This window comes from Marinomonas sp. 63XJN7_9_ISO-PGPR-S23-217, assembly GCF_056173515.1.
In genome coordinates, this window is record NZ_CM149678.1 from 925,632 (window position 1) to 942,725 (window position 17,094).

General features: G+C 45.6%; 19 protein-coding genes. 16 read left to right on the top strand and 3 right to left on the bottom strand.

The annotated features are described in order from the left end of the window. The 7 genes from AC0VYI_RS04355 (at window position 1) to AC0VYI_RS04385 (ending at window position 6,113) form a co-directional block, all read left to right on the top strand. Window positions 1-1,743, top strand: coding sequence for a ShlB/FhaC/HecB family hemolysin secretion/activation protein (locus AC0VYI_RS04355; protein WP_475447557.1), 1,743 nt, complete (start codon window positions 1-3; stop codon window positions 1,741-1,743). 83 nt (window positions 1,744-1,826) lie between these two features. Further along, the gene (locus AC0VYI_RS04360) at window positions 1,827-2,429 is read left to right on the top strand and encodes an invasion associated locus B family protein (protein WP_475447559.1); all 603 of its coding nucleotides are present in this window, start codon (window positions 1,827-1,829) and stop codon (window positions 2,427-2,429) included. Between the two features lie 535 nt (window positions 2,430-2,964). Beyond that, window positions 2,965-3,264, top strand: a complete 300-nt coding sequence (locus tag AC0VYI_RS04365) for a hypothetical protein (RefSeq protein ID WP_475447561.1) — start codon at window positions 2,965-2,967, stop codon at window positions 3,262-3,264. Further along, window positions 3,261-3,413: an invasion associated locus B family protein gene (locus tag AC0VYI_RS04370; protein WP_475447563.1), complete on the top strand. Its 153-nt coding sequence runs from the start codon at window positions 3,261-3,263 to the stop codon at window positions 3,411-3,413. Before AC0VYI_RS04365 ends, AC0VYI_RS04370 begins: the two co-directional genes overlap by 4 nt. A gap of 422 nt (window positions 3,414-3,835) precedes the next feature. After that, window positions 3,836-4,579, top strand: coding sequence for a sulfite exporter TauE/SafE family protein (locus AC0VYI_RS04375; RefSeq protein WP_475449788.1), 744 nt, complete (start codon window positions 3,836-3,838; stop codon window positions 4,577-4,579). Window positions 4,580-4,880: 301 nt separating this feature from the next. Continuing rightward, entirely contained in the window at window positions 4,881-5,744 is an 864-nt protein-coding gene (locus AC0VYI_RS04380; protein WP_475447565.1) for a DUF72 domain-containing protein, read from the top strand. Between the two features lie 60 nt (window positions 5,745-5,804). Further along, the gene (locus AC0VYI_RS04385; RefSeq protein ID WP_475447567.1) at window positions 5,805-6,113 is read left to right on the top strand and encodes a hypothetical protein; all 309 of its coding nucleotides are present in this window, start codon (window positions 5,805-5,807) and stop codon (window positions 6,111-6,113) included. Here the strand turns inward: AC0VYI_RS04385 and AC0VYI_RS04390 are convergent. From AC0VYI_RS04390 to AC0VYI_RS04400, 3 genes are all read right to left on the bottom strand, one after another. Further along, on the bottom strand, window positions 6,094-6,639 hold the full coding sequence (locus AC0VYI_RS04390; RefSeq protein ID WP_199477943.1) for an NUDIX hydrolase: 546 nt from the start codon (window positions 6,637-6,639) through the stop codon (window positions 6,094-6,096). The two genes, AC0VYI_RS04385 and AC0VYI_RS04390, sit on opposite strands and share 20 nt — an antisense overlap. 29 nt (window positions 6,640-6,668) lie before the next feature. Beyond that, complete coding sequence (locus AC0VYI_RS04395) at window positions 6,669-7,931, bottom strand: HlyC/CorC family transporter (protein ID WP_475447569.1); 1,263 nt, start codon at window positions 7,929-7,931, stop codon at window positions 6,669-6,671. A gap of 83 nt (window positions 7,932-8,014) precedes the next feature. After that, complete coding sequence (locus AC0VYI_RS04400) at window positions 8,015-8,782, bottom strand: cytochrome C assembly family protein (protein ID WP_199477941.1); 768 nt, start codon at window positions 8,780-8,782, stop codon at window positions 8,015-8,017. A 128-nt stretch (window positions 8,783-8,910) separates the two neighbouring features. On the opposite strand from AC0VYI_RS04400, the gene ffh reads away from it, so the two are divergent. The 9 genes from ffh (at window position 8,911) to AC0VYI_RS04445 (ending at window position 17,001) form a co-directional block, all read left to right on the top strand. Then, a complete protein-coding gene (gene ffh, locus AC0VYI_RS04405) occupies window positions 8,911-10,293 on the top strand; it encodes a signal recognition particle protein (RefSeq protein WP_475447570.1) in 1,383 nt (460 codons plus the stop codon). A gap of 197 nt (window positions 10,294-10,490) precedes the next feature. Beyond that, on the top strand, window positions 10,491-10,739 hold the full coding sequence (rpsP, locus tag AC0VYI_RS04410; RefSeq protein ID WP_067019399.1) for a 30S ribosomal protein S16: 249 nt from the start codon (window positions 10,491-10,493) through the stop codon (window positions 10,737-10,739). A gap of 15 nt (window positions 10,740-10,754) precedes the next feature. Then, on the top strand, window positions 10,755-11,300 hold the full coding sequence (gene rimM, locus AC0VYI_RS04415) for a ribosome maturation factor RimM (protein WP_199477939.1): 546 nt from the start codon (window positions 10,755-10,757) through the stop codon (window positions 11,298-11,300). Between the two features lie 21 nt (window positions 11,301-11,321). Beyond that, entirely contained in the window at window positions 11,322-12,074 is a 753-nt protein-coding gene (gene trmD / locus AC0VYI_RS04420; protein WP_199477938.1) for a tRNA (guanosine(37)-N1)-methyltransferase TrmD, read from the top strand. A 69-nt stretch (window positions 12,075-12,143) separates the two neighbouring features. Beyond that, window positions 12,144-12,506 (top strand): 50S ribosomal protein L19, encoded by a 363-nt coding sequence (gene rplS / locus AC0VYI_RS04425; protein ID WP_199477937.1) that lies wholly within the window; start codon window positions 12,144-12,146, stop codon window positions 12,504-12,506. Window positions 12,507-12,610: 104 nt separating this feature from the next. Beyond that, window positions 12,611-13,345, top strand: coding sequence for a thioredoxin fold domain-containing protein (locus AC0VYI_RS04430; protein ID WP_475447573.1), 735 nt, complete (start codon window positions 12,611-12,613; stop codon window positions 13,343-13,345). Between the two features lie 145 nt (window positions 13,346-13,490). After that, complete coding sequence (locus AC0VYI_RS04435; protein WP_475447575.1) at window positions 13,491-14,792, top strand: homoserine dehydrogenase; 1,302 nt, start codon at window positions 13,491-13,493, stop codon at window positions 14,790-14,792. Between the two features lie 13 nt (window positions 14,793-14,805). Next, complete coding sequence (gene thrC / locus AC0VYI_RS04440) at window positions 14,806-16,191, top strand: threonine synthase (RefSeq protein ID WP_475447577.1); 1,386 nt, start codon at window positions 14,806-14,808, stop codon at window positions 16,189-16,191. Between the two features lie 60 nt (window positions 16,192-16,251). Next, window positions 16,252-17,001: a 16S rRNA (uracil(1498)-N(3))-methyltransferase gene (locus AC0VYI_RS04445; RefSeq protein WP_475447579.1), complete on the top strand. Its 750-nt coding sequence runs from the start codon at window positions 16,252-16,254 to the stop codon at window positions 16,999-17,001. Window positions 17,002-17,094 lie beyond the last annotated feature (93 nt).

A 17,094-nucleotide genomic window follows, 5' to 3' on the forward strand; every position in this document is an offset into this window, starting at 1 on the left:
ATGATGGTATCGAACAAACTGACTCCCACGCTTTCGGCACTGGTTATGGCGGGATTGGCCTTGGTTATTCCTGTGACGGTTTTTGCAGAGACGGCCAGCCAAGTAACGCAGCCAAGCTATGCCCCGCCGGTGACCAGCCCGGCACAAGGTAGCCTGAATTTGCCCGCAACGTCTGGCCTCACGGCCCCAGCGGGGGCGGATAAGCTGTACGTTACCCCCTCAGGGTTGGTGGTCGAGGGGCAATTGCCCGCGCTGCAAGCGGCGACGGCCAAAATAGCGGCGACTATCAAAGACAAACGAGTGAGCGGAGCGGAACTGTTTGCGGCGGCCCGAGCCTTGGAAACCGCCTACGTGCGAGCGGGCTATCTACTGGCTCGCGTCACCTTGCCACCGCAGACGCTTAAAAGCGGCATGCCGCTAAAATTGATTGTGACCCTGGGCTATGTGGAAAGCATTGATGCGTCCGCCTTTCAGGGGGCCACACGTCGTCGTATTGAAGCGGTGTTGCAGCCTCTGGTGGGCAATCATGCTCTTACCAAGGGCGAACTGGAACGGCGTTTGTTGCTGGCGGGCGATGTCCCAGGTGTGCTGCTGAAATCCACGCTGAAAGCGGGCAAAGCGCCAGGCTCCACGGTGATCGTGGTGGATGGACGTTACCAGCCCGTGGCACTCAGTGCCTCCTTTGATAACAGTCTTGGTGAGGGACTGGGGCATTACAGTGCCAGTATCGGAGCCAACTTTAACAATACTCTGGGGCTGGGTGACGTAGAGTATTTGCAATTAGGGGGCTATCCCGGGAGCAAAAACAGTGTGTTCACCAGCGACCCACGTAACCGCCAGATGGTGGCGGGTTTTACCTTGCCCCTGTCCATCAATGGGTTGTGGCTGAACGTGGAAGGGGTGGACAGTCACACTCATCCCACCTCCGATCTCAGTTATACCATGCTTGATCACTATCAACGTTTTTCCACTAAGGTGGGGTATAGCTGGATCCGCAGTCGTAATCTGAACACCAGCTCAGAGATTGGTTTGGGTATCGAAAACGAAACACAGAAATTGGACATAGACGGGAGCCACTCGAATTGGAGTAAAGACAAACTTCGTGTGCTGCGTGTGACCCAAAATGCCAACCTGTACACTCCCTGGGGTGGTTTTCTCTCGGGTAGCGCCACGGCGTCTTTTGGATTAGACGGTTTAGGCGCGCGCCATGGAACAACGGCATTGCCCATGTCTCGCAGTGGTGCGACGCCGGACTTCACTAAGCTGGAAATCAACAGCCACTATTCGCAAAGCTTTGCCCATAACCAAATACAATGGTCTGTGTTTGGCAAAGCGCAAACCTCTTTTGGCAATGTGATGGCTTCCTCTGAGGAGTTTGGCTTGGGGGGCTTTGATGGGCTATCCGCTTTTGAGGGGGGGGCATTAATGGGCGATTCGGGGGCCATGGTGCGCAGTGAATTGACCTTACCGCTTGTCCTGCCAAGCATTCTGTCTAATGCAAGGTTCGGTACGGCTGTGGCCCCTTATGTTTTTGGCGCGATGGGGGTGACCTCGTTGGAACAAGCGACGGCTGTGGAGCATTCCACCACCTATGCCAACGCGTTTGGGGTAGGCCTGCGCTTTGGGGTGTCTCAAATAGGCTCTTCAAATGGCACAACCTTAACGATGGAATACGCCCATGGGCATCAAAACCATGGCCCATCGGAAAATCGCTTCAACCTACGCTGGCTGGCTCAGTTCTGATGCCTTTATGCAAAGCAATCGCCCACTGCCGTGATGGCAGTAGGGCGAGATCTTTTAACCCGTGAGAGAGTGAAAATAGAGTGATGATAAACGTTCGTTTTAGTGTGTTTCATATGGCGCTGGCATGGTGTGCCGCAACCTTGGTGGTTGCTTCACCGCTTGTGTTGGCGGCAACATCTGCCACCCCTACCCCAGTATCAACTGAGCCAGCGGATACGACTGCCACCTATGGAAATTGGGTATTGCACTGTGTGCGACTGCCTTCGTCTGTACAGGGTAAGAACAATAAGGCTGGTGAGGGTAGCTGTGAAATCGTGCAATCGGCTCAGGTGCAAGGTCAGCCTCGTCCGGTGATGGAAATGGCCATTGGGCGTTTACCTGGCCAAAAAGCGTATCGGGTGACGACGGTGCTGCCGACCAATGTGTCTATTCCTGGTCGTGTTCATGTGTCGATAGATGGTAAAGCCAATGGTAAAGAAAAGGCGGGCTTCGACCTTGCGCTGACTCGCTGTCTACCCGGGGGGGGTGTGGCTATGACAACATTGGACAACAACATGCGTAAGCAGATGAGTGCAGGGAAGACAGGACAGCTTCGCTTTATTAGCGCCGATGGGCAAAAGATTGGCATTCCAGTCTCTTGGATGGGCTTTTCTCAAGCCATGAAAGCGTTAGAGAAAAAGGACTAATAGGAAGAAGCACGGGGCGAAGCTTTCCCCAGAGGTTGATAGAGTGAACGCTTTTAAACAATCAAGTTTGATGTTATTGCTCATAAAATAGACGGAAAAATGTGTTTTTAACTGATACACCGTAGGTGTATTAGGAATTGAGCTGTAATTTTTATCATAAAGTATCTATTTAGATTAAAAATTAAGCGGCAGGGATGCTAATAAGGTATTCACACTCTTACCCTGATCGATAGGTCAACTGCCATACAAAAATCTAATGAGATACGTTATTTTGAGTAAAATTGCAAAATGAATTTTTTGTATCGTTCAGCTGTTTTGGCGAGTAAATTATGTGGATCATTTGGATTGGTTTATTTATAAACTTTGTGATTACAGGGTTTGTTTTTTTAGCTTCATTGGCACCATATAATATGGTATCTGATGTCGTTGCATGGATCATGGCTTTGTTATTTGGGGTGGCATTTATTGGTGCAATTTTGCAGTATACGAAGAAAAAATCACTGGGTATTTACTTTATAATAGTAGGGGCCTTTGGGTGTTTCCCCGTTGGTTTGATTATTGTTTTTGGGGCGTTGAAGCTGAGGAAAATATACTCCTATCGGCGATTTTATCATCTTTGATGGTGGGTCAAGGCCTGAGGCATTCCCACGAATTGTCTCGTCCTAAAATATTACCTGGCAAAAAAGCGTACCGGGTGACGACGGTGCTGCCGACCAATGTGTCTATTCCTGGTCGTGTTCATGTATCGATAGATGGTAAAGCCAATGGTAAAGAAAAGGCGGGTTTCGACCTTGCACTGACTCGCTGTCTACCTGGGGGGGGGGTGTGGCCATGACAACATTGGACAACAACATGCGTAAGCAGATGAGTGTAGGGAAGACAGGACAGCTTCGCTTTATTAGCGCCGATGGGCAAAAAATTGGTATTCCAGTCTCTTGGATGGGCTTTTCTCAAGCCATGAAAGCGTTAGAGAAAAAGGACTAGATAGTAGGTAACACTGGAGTACGGTTTTTTCGGTGTTACCTCTAGACTCTTAATATTTCAATTGATGCTGATTTTCTAGATTTGTCCAACCACAAAACTGATCTTCATCATGTTCTTAAACGATCTTTTATCATATCAATCCTAGATCAATATCCTAAAACTCCTTTGATGATTTTTCTCCTGCCTATTTCTTTTTTATTAAAAACTGATGAGCTTTAATCTTTTTGAAACTGTTTTGATTATATAAAAGGCGGTTGCCTATCAAAACACATACACATATTGAGTGACATAAGTAATATTCTGCCGGGTTACTTATATCTCTTCAAGGTACAAGTTGGTTTGCTGAGTCTTAAAAGGCAATGTCTGAGGTGGGGGATAATCATTCTTAAACGCTTATTTGACAAAAGGGAAGTGTTGACGTGATGTATTTGGTTATTGTTATTATTGGTGTGTTGGCGGGTGTAATAAGTGGTGTTGTGGGAACGGGAGCCTCCATTATGTTATTACCTGTTCTTGCATATACATTTGGTACTAAGTTGGCCATTCCGATCATGGCCCTTGCCTCGATAATGGGGAATATCTCTCGTGTAGTCCTATGGCGTCGAGATATTAATCTACGAGCATTTTTATTGTATGCGGTTCCTGGGATTCCTGCTGCTGCGCTGGGGGCAAATACATTGTGGGTCATGCCTGCATCCCTTTCTGATATCTGTATCGGACTGTTTTTTTTCTTACTGATTCCATTGCGTTATTGGGCCCAATCACGGGCTCTTAAACTTAATGATGTGCAGTTGAGTCTTGCGGGAGGTGTCGTTGGTTATCTTACTGGTATCGTATTCTCCACAGGGCCAATAACGATACCGATTTTCGCCGGATATGGCCTTATTAGAGGTGGGCTTTTATCAACGGAAGCAGCGGCGTCTTTCACTATCTATTTGGCTAAGGCGTTTACTTTTGAGGCGATTGGTGCTTTACCTTGGCCTGTATTTATAAGTGGTCTGCTAGTGGGCAGCACGCTTGTTGCAGGGACTTATATCGGTAAGCAATTTCTATTGAAGATGAATGAGAATACCTTTAATCGCTTAATTGATGCCATGATGTTGTTTGCTGGTTCGTCAATGCTCTATGATTTTTTAAATAAAGATCAATCAGCACTGAGTTATTGATATTTATAGCCCTAAAAGATTGCAGAAAAAATAAGCTTTATTCGCCTCATCAGATAAAAGTTACTCCACAAAAGGGGTTCTAACCTCAGCCTACTGGCATTCTTAATCCCCGTAGCCTCTTTAGTGTGATTGGCTTAGATGATTACTTTTTCTTCAAATCAGTTTTTGGTAGGAAGGTGGCCAAATAGCATGATTCGATGTTTGTATCTCCGATAAATTACCCCGTTTGGTTTTTTAAGGATTTGTTTCGCCATATACTGATGAAAAGAAGTAGAGTGGAATAATAAGACTTATGTCCTCAATGAAGATTTATTACGGCATGGCTCAGTGGCAACACCCTGCTTGGGTGAACTGGTTGTATCCGGCCTCTTTGGCAACAGGAGAGCGAATAGGCCGTTATTCACAGGTGTTTTCTACTGTTGAGGTGGGCAGTACTTTTTATACTAAGGTGGATGATGTTCAGCTGATGCGCTGGTACGAATCGGTCAATGATGGGTTTAAATTTAGTTTTAAAGCCCCGCAGACGGTCACTCATCGTTTAATTGAGCGATCTTGGCAAGAGGTGCAACGGGATTGGCTGGAATTTATGGGGGCGCTGGAACCTTTGTTGAGTAAGCTTGGGCCAACAATGCTGCAGTTCCCTGCTGTGTGTGATGAGCGTGCGCTGGAGACGATTCTAGCTTTATGTGATTTGTGGTCGCTGTCGGCACCCTTATCGGTGGAAGTGCGTCATTTGGCGTATTTTGATAAAGGTAATACAGAGCGTTATTTCTTATCCGCACTGTCTGAGCGTGGTGTGAATCGGGTTGTTATGGATTCACGTCCGGTGTTTTCTACGGATGCCTATTGTGACAGCTTGGTGGATGCGCAAAAGAAAAAGCCTCGTGTGCCCTGTCACCCTATTGCGACTTCGGGGCATCCTGTGGTGCGTTTTATTGGTCATCCAGATTTACCTCTTAATGACGCTTGGCTGGATCAATGGGCGATGAAACTGTCGCAATGGTTGTCTGAAGGGCTGACGCCGAGCGTATTTGTGCATTCCTCGGATAATATTGCCGCGCCCACATTGGCGGCTCAATTGGATGAAAAGGTGCGAGATCTACGCCCTGAGTATCAAGCGAAATTGTCTTTGCCTCAGAGTCAAGAGCAAGTTAGTCTATGGTAGTGGTGCGTTGAAAATGGCTTTACCTTTAATAATAATTTGTTAATAACTAAGGAGAGTTTTATGTATTCACTCATATTTTATGTGCCAGAAACAGATTTAGATAAAGTAAAACAGGCGTTGTTTTCTGTGGGGGCTGGGTCATTAGGGAGCTATGATCATTATTGCTGGCAGATTAAAGGAGAGGGGCAGTTTCGACCTCTTGAGGGGGCAGACCCGCACTCTGGGAAAGTGAATGAGATTTCACACATCTGTGAGTATCGTGTTGAAATGCTGCTGCAAGAAGATGTCAAGCAGAGCGCAATTAATGCCTTGCTGTCCTCACACCCTTATGAGGAAGTGGCTTATCATATTATTCCGATACAACGTTAAATAGAATGGTATCTTCATGAAAACCATAATGGCCTTTTTTATGGTCTTCAATAAAGAAATTGAGCGTTTTGCTGACGCTGCTAAAGGCTAATTCATCCCATGGGATGTTATCTAGATCAAATAAGGCGACTTCCGAGCTTTCTTCTGTGGCATGAAAGTCGTCTTGTTCAAGTTCTGCAAGGTAAAACAAATGAATTTGGTTAATGTGCGGAATGCTAATCATGCTAAATGCTTGCTTGCAGGTCGCATTGGAGCCGCTCTCTTCAAGTGTTTCGCGCAGAGCGCCTTCTCTTGTGGTTTCCTGGTTTTCCATAAAGCCTGCGGGTAACGTCCAGTAGCCAAAACGAGGTTCTATATTGCGTTTGCACAAGAGTACTTTGCCCTTATAGAGGGGGAGAGTACCAGTGATAAGTCTTGGGTTATCATAGTCGATAAAGTCACACTGAGGACATACGGCTCGTTCTCGATTATCGCCTTCTGGTATCGTCATATTCACGGCATGACCGCAGTTTGGACAAAATCTCATGGGTACATCCTTAACGTTTTCACTTGAGCTTAGCGTTTGAGCTTGAGCTTGAGCTTGGCGAATTTAACAACCTTATCTTCTATTTCTTGAATTTCAATCTGGTAGTGACCTACCCATAAACTAATAGGGTGTTCAGGAATAAATTCTAGGGTCTCAATAATCAGGCCATTCAGTGTTTTTGGACCATCGGTCGGTAAATGCCATTCTAGGGTTTTATTGATGTCTCGAATGTGTGTCGAGCCCTCAATTCTAAAGGAGCCGTCTTCAAGAGGTTGGATCTCTTCTTCTTCGTCTTGCGTTGGAGGGGTGAATTCCCCGACAATTTCTTCTAATACATCTTCTAATGCGGCGATACCTTGAACATCACCGTATTCGTCCACCACGATACCCATTTGCTGGTGATCTTTTTGAAAGTTCAATAAGACTGTATTAAGAGAAGTGCTCTCTGGAATAAAGTAGGGCTCAACGGTGGCTTTTAATAACGCCGCTTTCGACGGATTTGGGTCTTGTAGGAAAGTAGCAGCACGACGGGAATGAAGAATACCGATGACTTTATTAAGCTCGCCATTATAAACCGGCATGCGGGTATGGCGGCTGTTACAGACTTGCTCAATGATTTCTTCAATGCTGTCTTCAATGTCAATGCCTACCACATCATTGCGAGGAATCATAATGTCTTCTACGGAGACTTTTTCAAGGTCTAAAATCGACAACAGCATTTCTTGGTGAGCGGCTGGAATCAAACCGCTTGCTTCGTTAACCACTGTACGAAGCTCTTCAGAGTCTAATTTGTTTTGATCATTTTGGATGGTATGCACGCCAAAAATCCGTAATAAGCCGTTGGATAGGCCGTTAACAAAAACGACAATAGGGTAAAACACTTTCAGCAGGATCGACAGCAGCCAGGACGCTGCAAAGGCAACTTTTTCAGGGTGGAGTGCTGCCATGGTTTTGGGGGTCACTTCGGCGAAGATAAGGACAATCAATGTGAGCGCGGCTGTGGCAATGGCGACACCAGCATCGCCCCAAATGCGCACAGCAATAATGGTTGCGATCGCAGACGCTAAAATATTAACAAAATTATTGCCGATCAGAATCAGGCCAAGTAGGCGATCTGGGCGCTCGAGTAATTTGCTGACTCGTATTGCCGTGCGGTTTTTGTTTTTCACCAGATGCTTCAGACGGTACTTGTTCAAGGTCAGCATGCCTGTTTCTGAGCTAGAGAAAAAGGCGGAAATTAAGATTAGACTAAAAAGTATGCCACCGAGAATACTTAAGGGAACATCGTTCAAGAAGGGACTGCCTCAATTGTTAAGATAAAAGGGATTATTAGTGCTTAAAAAGTTGCTGTCAAATGACTTTATGGTATTAGACGTTAATGCATAATAATTTGTAACGCAATTTGACTGCCAAAATAGCCTAACATAAGCAAGAAAAAGCCACTGAGTGTGAGCTTGACGGCCAACTGGCCGCGCCATCCAGCATAACGTCTGCCAATCAGCAATCCTGCAAAGACAAACCAAGAAGCGATGGTGAAGAAGGTTTTGTGAACCATATGCTGGGCAAAAATATCCTCAATGAAGTAGAAACCGGTAGCGATGGCTGCCGTTAAGAAAATAAAAGCCGCCCAGATGAATTCAAACATTAAGCGTTCCAGCACCTGCAGTGGTGGTACTCTAAGAAGTTGTTTTAACTTATGATTTTTTAGTTGGTATTCTTGGATGGATAATAAAATTCCCACACCACAGGCGGCGGTAAATAAACTGTAGGCGACACACGCAATTAATATATGGATGCTGGTGCCCCAAGAATTACTATGCAATTCATGTAGGTTCCAAGGCTGAATCGCATTCAAGGCAATAATAATGGCCGTCAGCGGAAACGAAATTGCCATAAGAAGAGATAAATCTTTATCTCGGCTACTAAACCACAATAGTGCATTGCCAATCACGGCAATTAACAATCCGATGGTTAAAAAAGTAAAACCATTTCTATCAAGCAGTGTGAGGGATAACGCATAAGCATGTAGCGCGATGGCAAGTGCACCAATAAGCTGTGTAGGGCGCGCTTTAGGGCAAAAGTAGTAGGTGATGCCAGAGGTAAAACATGCAATACAGGCAAGCCAAAGCGATAATTGAGTCATGAAACTGATAGATCCATTAGTAAAGGTATAGGGTGACAATCATTTATCCGTTATAATAGGGTGAATTTCACCTTGGTTAAACCGTGAATGAAGGTTTTTTCCATAATAGAGCAAATTTTGAGGGCAACATGTTCGACAATTTATCGAATCGCTTAACCTCCTCGCTTGATCGTATTCGAGGTCGTGCCAAATTAACAGAAGACAATATCAAAGACGTACTGCGTGAAGTGCGTATGGCGCTTCTTGAAGCCGATGTTGCTCTGCCTGTTGTTAAAGATTTTATTGCGGCGGTCAAAGAGCGCGCCGTGGGTACCGAAGTCACAAAAAGTTTAAGTCCAGGCCAAGTCTTTCTTAAGATTGTTAAGCAAGAGTTGGAAAACGTCATGGGCCAAGCCAATGACGAACTGAATCTCCGAGCTGCCCGTCCTGCAGTGATCTTGATGGCAGGTTTGCAAGGGGCGGGTAAAACCACCTCGGTTGCAAAATTGGCCAAGTATCTAAAGGAGCGTCACAAAAAATCGGTATCAGTGGTCAGTGCTGACGTTTATCGCCCTGCTGCAATCAAACAGCTTGAAACCCTTGCCAGTGAGGTTGGGGCGGATTTTATTCCCAGTGATTTGACACAAAAACCGATTGATATTGCGAACAATGCCATCGATTACGCCAAAAAAGCCCATAAAGATGTGTTGATTGTCGATACCGCAGGTCGTTTGGCCATTGATGACGATATGATGGCGGAGATTAAAGCGTTACACGATGCCATTAATCCAATTGAGACGCTTTTTGTTGTCGATGCCATGACGGGGCAGGATGCGGCAAATACCGCGAAGGCGTTTGGGGATGTGTTACCCCTGACAGGGGTGATTTTAACCAAGACCGACGGTGATGCCCGTGGTGGGGCGGCGTTGTCGGTTCGCCATATTACTGGTAAACCCATTAAATTCTTAGGTGTAGGGGAGAAAACGAGCGCGTTAGAACCTTTCCACCCTGATCGTTTGGCATCCCGTATTCTGGGGATGGGCGATATGCTTTCCTTAATAGAGGAAGCAGAGCAAAAGATTGATAAAGAAAAAGCAGAAAAGCTTGCTGGGAAACTGAAAAAAGGTAAAGGCTTCGATTTAGAAGACTTTAAAGAGCAGCTTCAGCAAATGAAAAATATGGGTGGCATGAGCTCCATGTTGGATAAGCTCCCAGGTATGGGGCAGCTTGGTAATATTCAAGACAAAGTGAACGATAAAATGTTCGTTCAAATGGAAGCTTTGATTAACTCCATGACCCCTGCAGAACGTCGTAATCCGGATGTTATTAATGGCTCCCGTAAAAAACGTATCTCAACGGGTGCGGGATTGCAGATCCAAGATTTAAATCGTCTTTTAAAACAGCATAAGCAAATGCAAAAGATGATGAAGAAGATGTCCGCAAAAGGTGGTATGAAGAAAATGATGCGTGGCTTGGGTGGAATGATGCCGGGCGGTGGTATGCCTGGCGGCGGAAATTTCCCTAAATTTTAGATATGTTCCCTAAATTTTTAATGTATCTTCTTGTTTTTATTAACGGCAGTTAAAAAACTGCCGTTTTTACTGTCTGGGCGAGCAATTCGCCCTTTTGTTTTTCTGGTTAATCGACTAGAATATGCCGCCTTCTTGTAGTATGAGTCAAAAATCGACTCGGCAAGGGGTGTTTCGTTAAGCAATAAGGAACCAATCATATGGTAACTATTCGTCTTTCTCGTGGTGGCTCTAAAAAGCGCCCATTCTATCATTTGAACGTGGCTGATAGCCGTCGTGCTCGTGATGGTCGTTATATCGAACGTTTGGGTTTCTTTAACCCTATCGCTCGTGGTCAAGAAGAACGTCTACGCATCGATCTAGATCGCGTAAACCATTGGGTTAGCCAAGGCGCTCAACTTTCTGACCGTGCTGCTCAGCTTGTTAAAGAAGCTGGCAAAAACGCTTAATACTGAGGTAGTGCTATGTCTCAATTAAAGCAAGCGGCCGCTCCCGAGCAAGCCCTTGTGGTTGGACGCATTACATCAGTTTATGGTGTTAAAGGGTGGGTGAAGTTATATTCACACACTGATCCAATGCGAGGAATTTTTGATTACAAGCATTGGTGGTTGAAAACTCCTAGTGGGTGGAAGACCGTTGAACTAAACCAAGGGCGTCTGCAAGGTCGCGGCTTGGTGGCATCGGTAAAAGGTTATAGCGACAGAGATCAAGTAAAAGAACTCTGTGGGTTAGACATCTACATTGATGCCAAAGAGCTCCCAGCATTAGAGGAAGGTGATTATTACTGGAGTCAACTGGAAGGTCTTAGGGTTACAACCAAAGAGGGTGTCCTCTTAGGGAAGGTTTCTCAACTGATGGAAACCGGTGCAAACGATGTTCTTGTTATCCGTGCGTGTGAAGGCAGTTTTGATCGTGAAGAACGCCTGATTCCTTATGCACCAGGTACTTATGTTTTAGAGATTAATCTAGAACAGCAGGAAATGGTGGTCGATTGGGATCCGGAATTTTAACTGACAAACTGAGGTCGCTACGTGAAGGTTAGCGTGATATCGCTTTTTCCGGAAATGTTTCAAGCCATTACCCAATATGGTGTGACGGGCAGAGCCATTAAGTCTGGTTTAGTCGAGATGGATTTTATAAATCCCCGAGACTTTACCCATGACCGACATAAAACAGTAGATGATCGGCCTTATGGTGGTGGTCCAGGGATGCTGATGAAAGTTCAGCCTCTCAAAGATGCGATTGCAAGTGCTAAATTATTGGTACCCAACGCAAAAGTTATTTATCTGTCCCCTCAAGGGCGTACGCTAACGCAAGAAGGCGTGCAACAGCTTGCTAAACAAGCAGAATTTATTCTGGTAGCAGGCCGTTATGAAGGCGTTGATGAGCGTTTGATTCAATCTGAGATTGATGAAGAATGGTCGATTGGCGACTTTGTCCTAAGTGGCGGTGAATTGCCGGCAATGGTGCTCATGGATGCTGTATTTCGTATGGTACCCGGAGTGCTTGGAAAGCAGGCCTCGGCGGACGAAGATTCGTTTGCTGATGGGTTGTTGGACTGTCCGCATTACACTCGCCCAGAAGTTTTGGATGGTCAACCTGTCCCTTCTGTACTACTTAGTGGCAACCACGAGGAGATCAGACGCTGGCGATTAAAGCAAAAGCTCGGAAGAACTTGGCAACGCCGGCCAGACCTTTTGCAAGACCTTGAGTTGGACAAGGAACAGCAAAAGTTGTTAGAAGAGTTTATTCGCGAAACTGAAGATTCAACCTCGGCAGAGTAGGAATTGCGAGCTTATCAGACAGAAGAACCTTCATGCTGATAAGAAACCATATCATTAGGAGTCACATCCATGAGTAATAAAACTAAACTGATTCAGCAGCTTGAAGCTGAACAGATGACAAAAGATGTCCCAGCCTTTGGCCCTGGTGACACTGTTGTTGTCCAAGTTAAAGTAAAAGAAGGTTCACGCGAGCGTCTACAGGCCTATGAAGGCGTTGTAATTGCTAAGCGTAACCGCGGTCTTAACTCTGCATTTACCGTTCGTAAAATCTCTAGCGGTATCGGTGTAGAGCGTGCTTTCCAAGTTTACAGCCCATTGGTTGAAAGCATCGAAGTGAAACGTCGCGGTGACGTGCGTCAGGCTAAGATCTACTACCTACGCGAGCGTTCTGGTAAATCAGCACGTATTAAAGAAAAATTGGCGAAACGTTAATTTTTCTGCATTAAAAAAAGGCGACGAAAGTCGCCTTTTTTTATGGAACCAATATGCTCTATTGTGGCCTAATAGTCTTTGTATTTTGATTATTTAAGGTGTTCATGATGAATCCTCGTTCGCTTCTATCTCGAGTATCGTTCTTTGTTACTCTTGCTTCTCTTTTTTCTTTTGTATTGTTTTCTAATGCCGCGCAAGCGGGGGCGGATGAAGTCAAAGCGGCGATTAAACGCGCTTTACCGCAATATTCGATTGATAGTATGGCGTTTCATAAGGGGATAAATCTCTATACCGTTGAACTAAAAGATGGTCCAACGTTGCATATGAGTCCTGATGGAAAATATTTCATTGTTGGAGATATGTATAAAATTGACGGCTCGCAAATCGAGAATGAAACTCAGCAAGAGAAACTGGCTAAAATTGAGTCGTTACCGTTTTCCAAAATGATTGTGTTTAAAGCAAAAAATGAAAAAGCTCATATAACCGTTTTTACGGATGTGGATTGTGCTTACTGCCGTATGCTGCACAAAGAGGTGCCGGAATTAAATAAAATGGGGATTACTGTTCGCTACCTTGCCTATCCGCGAGCCGGGATCGGCTCTCCTGCTTACAAAAAAATGGTCAGTGTATGGTGTTCTGATAACCCTCAGGAATGGTTCACGAAAGCGACAGAGGGGGAAGATATCCCTGAAAATACCTGTGCTAACCCCGTTGCTTCTGATTACAATTTAGGTAATGACGTTGGGGTTCGTGGTACACCAACGATGATTTTGAGTAATGGTAAATTTGTGCCTGGTTATTTGCCCGCGAACGTATTAGCAAAAGAACTTGGGTTATAGTGTTATTGCAAAATATTCCACCAAACATGCAGTGTCTTCAGTTGTTTCAGCGTTGGGTTTGCTGGATGGTGGCGGTATAATGATCTTAAATGGCAATTTTTGAACGAGTCTTATAAAAAATAAACTGTCTCTGTGGGGTGTAGTTTTGGAACCGGTAAAAGTCGGGATTTGTGGGCTGGGAACAGTAGGGTCTGGCAGTTTTAATATTCTTCGCAGGAATGCCGAAGAGATTACCAGGCGTGTTGGCCGCAGTATTGTGATCGAGCAAGTGGGTACCCGGCGTGATAATGATGCTTGTGATACCACGGGAATTAAGGTGACTCGTGATATTTTTGATGTTGCCAACAACCCAGATATTGATATTGTGCTGGAGTTGATCGGTGGCACATCCGTAGCGAAAGAACTGGTATTAACGGCGATTGAGAACGGTAAACACGTTGTGACGGCGAACAAAGCTTTGATTGCTGAGCATGGCAATGAGCTGTTTGCCCGAGCTCGCGAAAAAGGCGTTATGATTGCCTTTGAAGCGGCGGTCGCTGGCGGTATTCCCATTATTAAATCTTTGCGCGAAGGCTTGTCGGCGAACCGTATTGAATGGTTGGCAGGCATCATCAATGGTACTGGTAACTTCATTCTGTCTGAAATGAGTGAAAAAGGTCGTGATTTTGATGACGTGTTGGCTGAAGCCCAAGCATTAGGGTATGCCGAAGCCGATCCGACTTTTGACATTGAAGGCATTGATGCCGCACACAAGTTGACGATTCTGGCGTCCATCGCTTTTGGCATACCTCTGCAGTTTGAGAAAACCTACACCGAAGGTATCAGTCGCATTACGGCAGAAGATGTGGCCTTTGCTGATGATTTAGGCTATGCCGTAAAACACCTAGGTATTGCGCGTCGCTCCAAAACAGGTATTGAATTGCGAGTTCATCCTACGCTGATTTCCCATAAACATTTGTTGGCCAATGTGAATGGCGTGATGAATGCCGTCATGGTCAAAGGGGATGCGGTTGGCCCAACACTGACCTATGGTGCGGGAGCGGGCGGATTGCCTACCGGATCCTCTGTGGTGGCCGATGTCATCGATGTTGCCCGTACGTTAACGGCGGATCCCCATAACCGTGTGCCACATTTGGCTTTCCAAGCCGATGCGTTGTCTGATACGGACGTTTTGTCAGTAGAAGAAATTGAGTGTGGCTTCTTCTTGAATATGACCATTAAAGATCGTGCCGGGGTATTGGCAACCATTACCCAAATCTTGTCATCGAATGAGATTAGTATCGAATCCATTATCCAGCGCGAGCGTGAAGGCAGTGAACTGGTGCCTCTGGTGATCATGACGCATGATGTGAAAGAACGAAATATGAATGCCGCGATTGCTTCCATCGAAGCTTTACCGGATGTCGCAGGAACTGTACAGCGCATTCGTGTTGAAAACTTGGCATAAGAGAGAACAAGATATGAAATACATTTCTACTCGTGGTAAAGCGCCTGCCCTGTCTTTTAGTGACGTGCTGTTGGCTGGATTGGCGAACGATGGGGGTTTATACGTACCAGAAACCTTGCCTCAATATAGTGAGGAAGAGATTGCCTCTTGGGCGAACCTGAGTTACCAAGAACTAGCGTTTAACGTTATGTGGCCGTTTGTGGAGGGCGATATCCCAGCGGATGCGTTTAAGTCCATGATTCACGATGCTTATGAGAACTTTAACCATCATGCCATCGCTCCTATGGTGCAAACGGACAACAACGAATGGGTTCTCGAGTTATTCCGTGGCCCAACCTTGGCTTTTAAAGATTTTGCACTGCAATTACTTGGTCGTTTGATGGATTACGTTTTATCTGAACGTAATGAAAAATTAGTCATTATGGGCGCAACCTCGGGTGATACTGGGTCTGCTGCCATTGAAGGTTGTCGTCATTCTGATCACTTAAATATTTTTATTTTGCATCCATATCAACGTGTATCAGAAGTGCAACGTCGCCAGATGACCACAGTCATTGACGATAATGTTTTCAATATCGCGGTAAAAGGCAATTTTGACGACTGCCAAGGTATGGTGAAGGCCAGCTTTGCGGATCAGTCCTTCTTAAATGGCGCTAAATTAGGGGCGGTTAACTCGATCAACTGGGCGCGCATTATGGCGCAGATCGTTTACTACTTTTCGTCTGCTTTGTCCGTTGGAGCCCCACATCGCAAAGTGTCTTTCTCTGTACCAACCGGAAATTTCGGGGATATTTTTGCGGGCTATTTGGCGAAGAAAATGGGCTTGCCGATTGATCAACTGGTGGTTGCGACAAACCAAAACGATATTCTTCATCGTGTTATTGCACAAAACGATATGAGTCGCCAATCTCTGAATGTGACCCTATCGCCTAGCATGGACATTATGGTGTCCAGTAATTTTGAGCGCTTGCTATTTGATGCTCATGGCCGTGATGGTGCTGCGATCGATGATTTAATGTCGCGCTTTAATAAAGGCGATGTATCGCTGAATGATCAGGCTTGGTTTTATGTGAAAGAGCACTTTGACAGTTACAAAGTCGATGATGAGAAGACTTGTGAAGTGATCGCGAAAGTCTTTGCTGATACTCAGTATCTGCTTGACCCTCATACGGCGATTGGCATTGAAGCAGCTCGTCAGTGCCGCAAAGATGCATCGGTCCCAATGATTACCTTAGCAACGGCTCATCCGGTGAAGTTCCCAGAAGCGGTAGAGAAAGCTGGTTGTCAAACACCTGTGTTGCCTGAGCACATGAAAGATTTGTTCGAACGTGAAGAGTCTTATACGGTGCTCGATAATAGCTTGAGTGACGTTCAAGCGTTTGTCTCCAACAATATCTAACCGTTAGAGAGCCCGTTGGTTGACGCGGGCTCTTTTCATTTCCAATAAGTAAATCAATCTATGAATCTCATTATTTTAGACCCTAAGCAATCTCTGGGGGAGGGTGTGTATGCGCTGTCTGACCGCCAACAATTACACATTAGTAACGTCATCAAGGCCTCATCAGGAGATGTGCTTCGTGTGGGATTACTAAATGGCAAGATGGGTGATGGGGTGTATCAAGCGCCAGATAAGGAGCCCAAGGGCGATCGTGTTAATGGCACTGGCACTATACATTCCCTCTCGCTTACCTTAGAACCGCCAGCACCCTTGCCTATAGTGGTTGTGATGGCGTTGCCTCGCCCGAATATGTTAAAGCGGACATTGCAAAATATGAGTGCAATGGGCGTGAAAGAGATTTACCTGATTCACTCGGCGAAAGTGGAAAAGAGTTATTGGCAAAGTCCTGTTGTGCAGCTTGATGTCATTGAGCCAGTCCTCTTGGAAGGCTTAGAGCAAGCAAAGGACACCATGATGCCTAAGTGTCATTTGGTGCCTCGTTTCCGTCCTTTTGTTGAAGATCAGTTGCCTGAGATTCTGGAAGGAAAGAGGGGGCTGTTAGCGCATCCTTATCAAGCTCAAGCTTGTCCTGTGAATCTTCATGAGCCAAGTGTGTTGGCTCTTGGCCCAGAGGGCGGCTGGAACGAGTTTGAGGTAGCCAAATGGCTAGCAGCGGGAATGGAGTCAGTGCATATTGGAGAACGGATTTTACGTGTCGAAACCGTGGTACCTGTCTTGCTGTCACGTTTATATCCCGCAGGGTTGTCTTAATAGGAAGATGACGCTTGTTAGTAAATTGGTAAGGTTTTAACTGTCTTGCTTATAAAAAAAAATCCCCCATCACTTTTGGTGTTGGGGGATTTT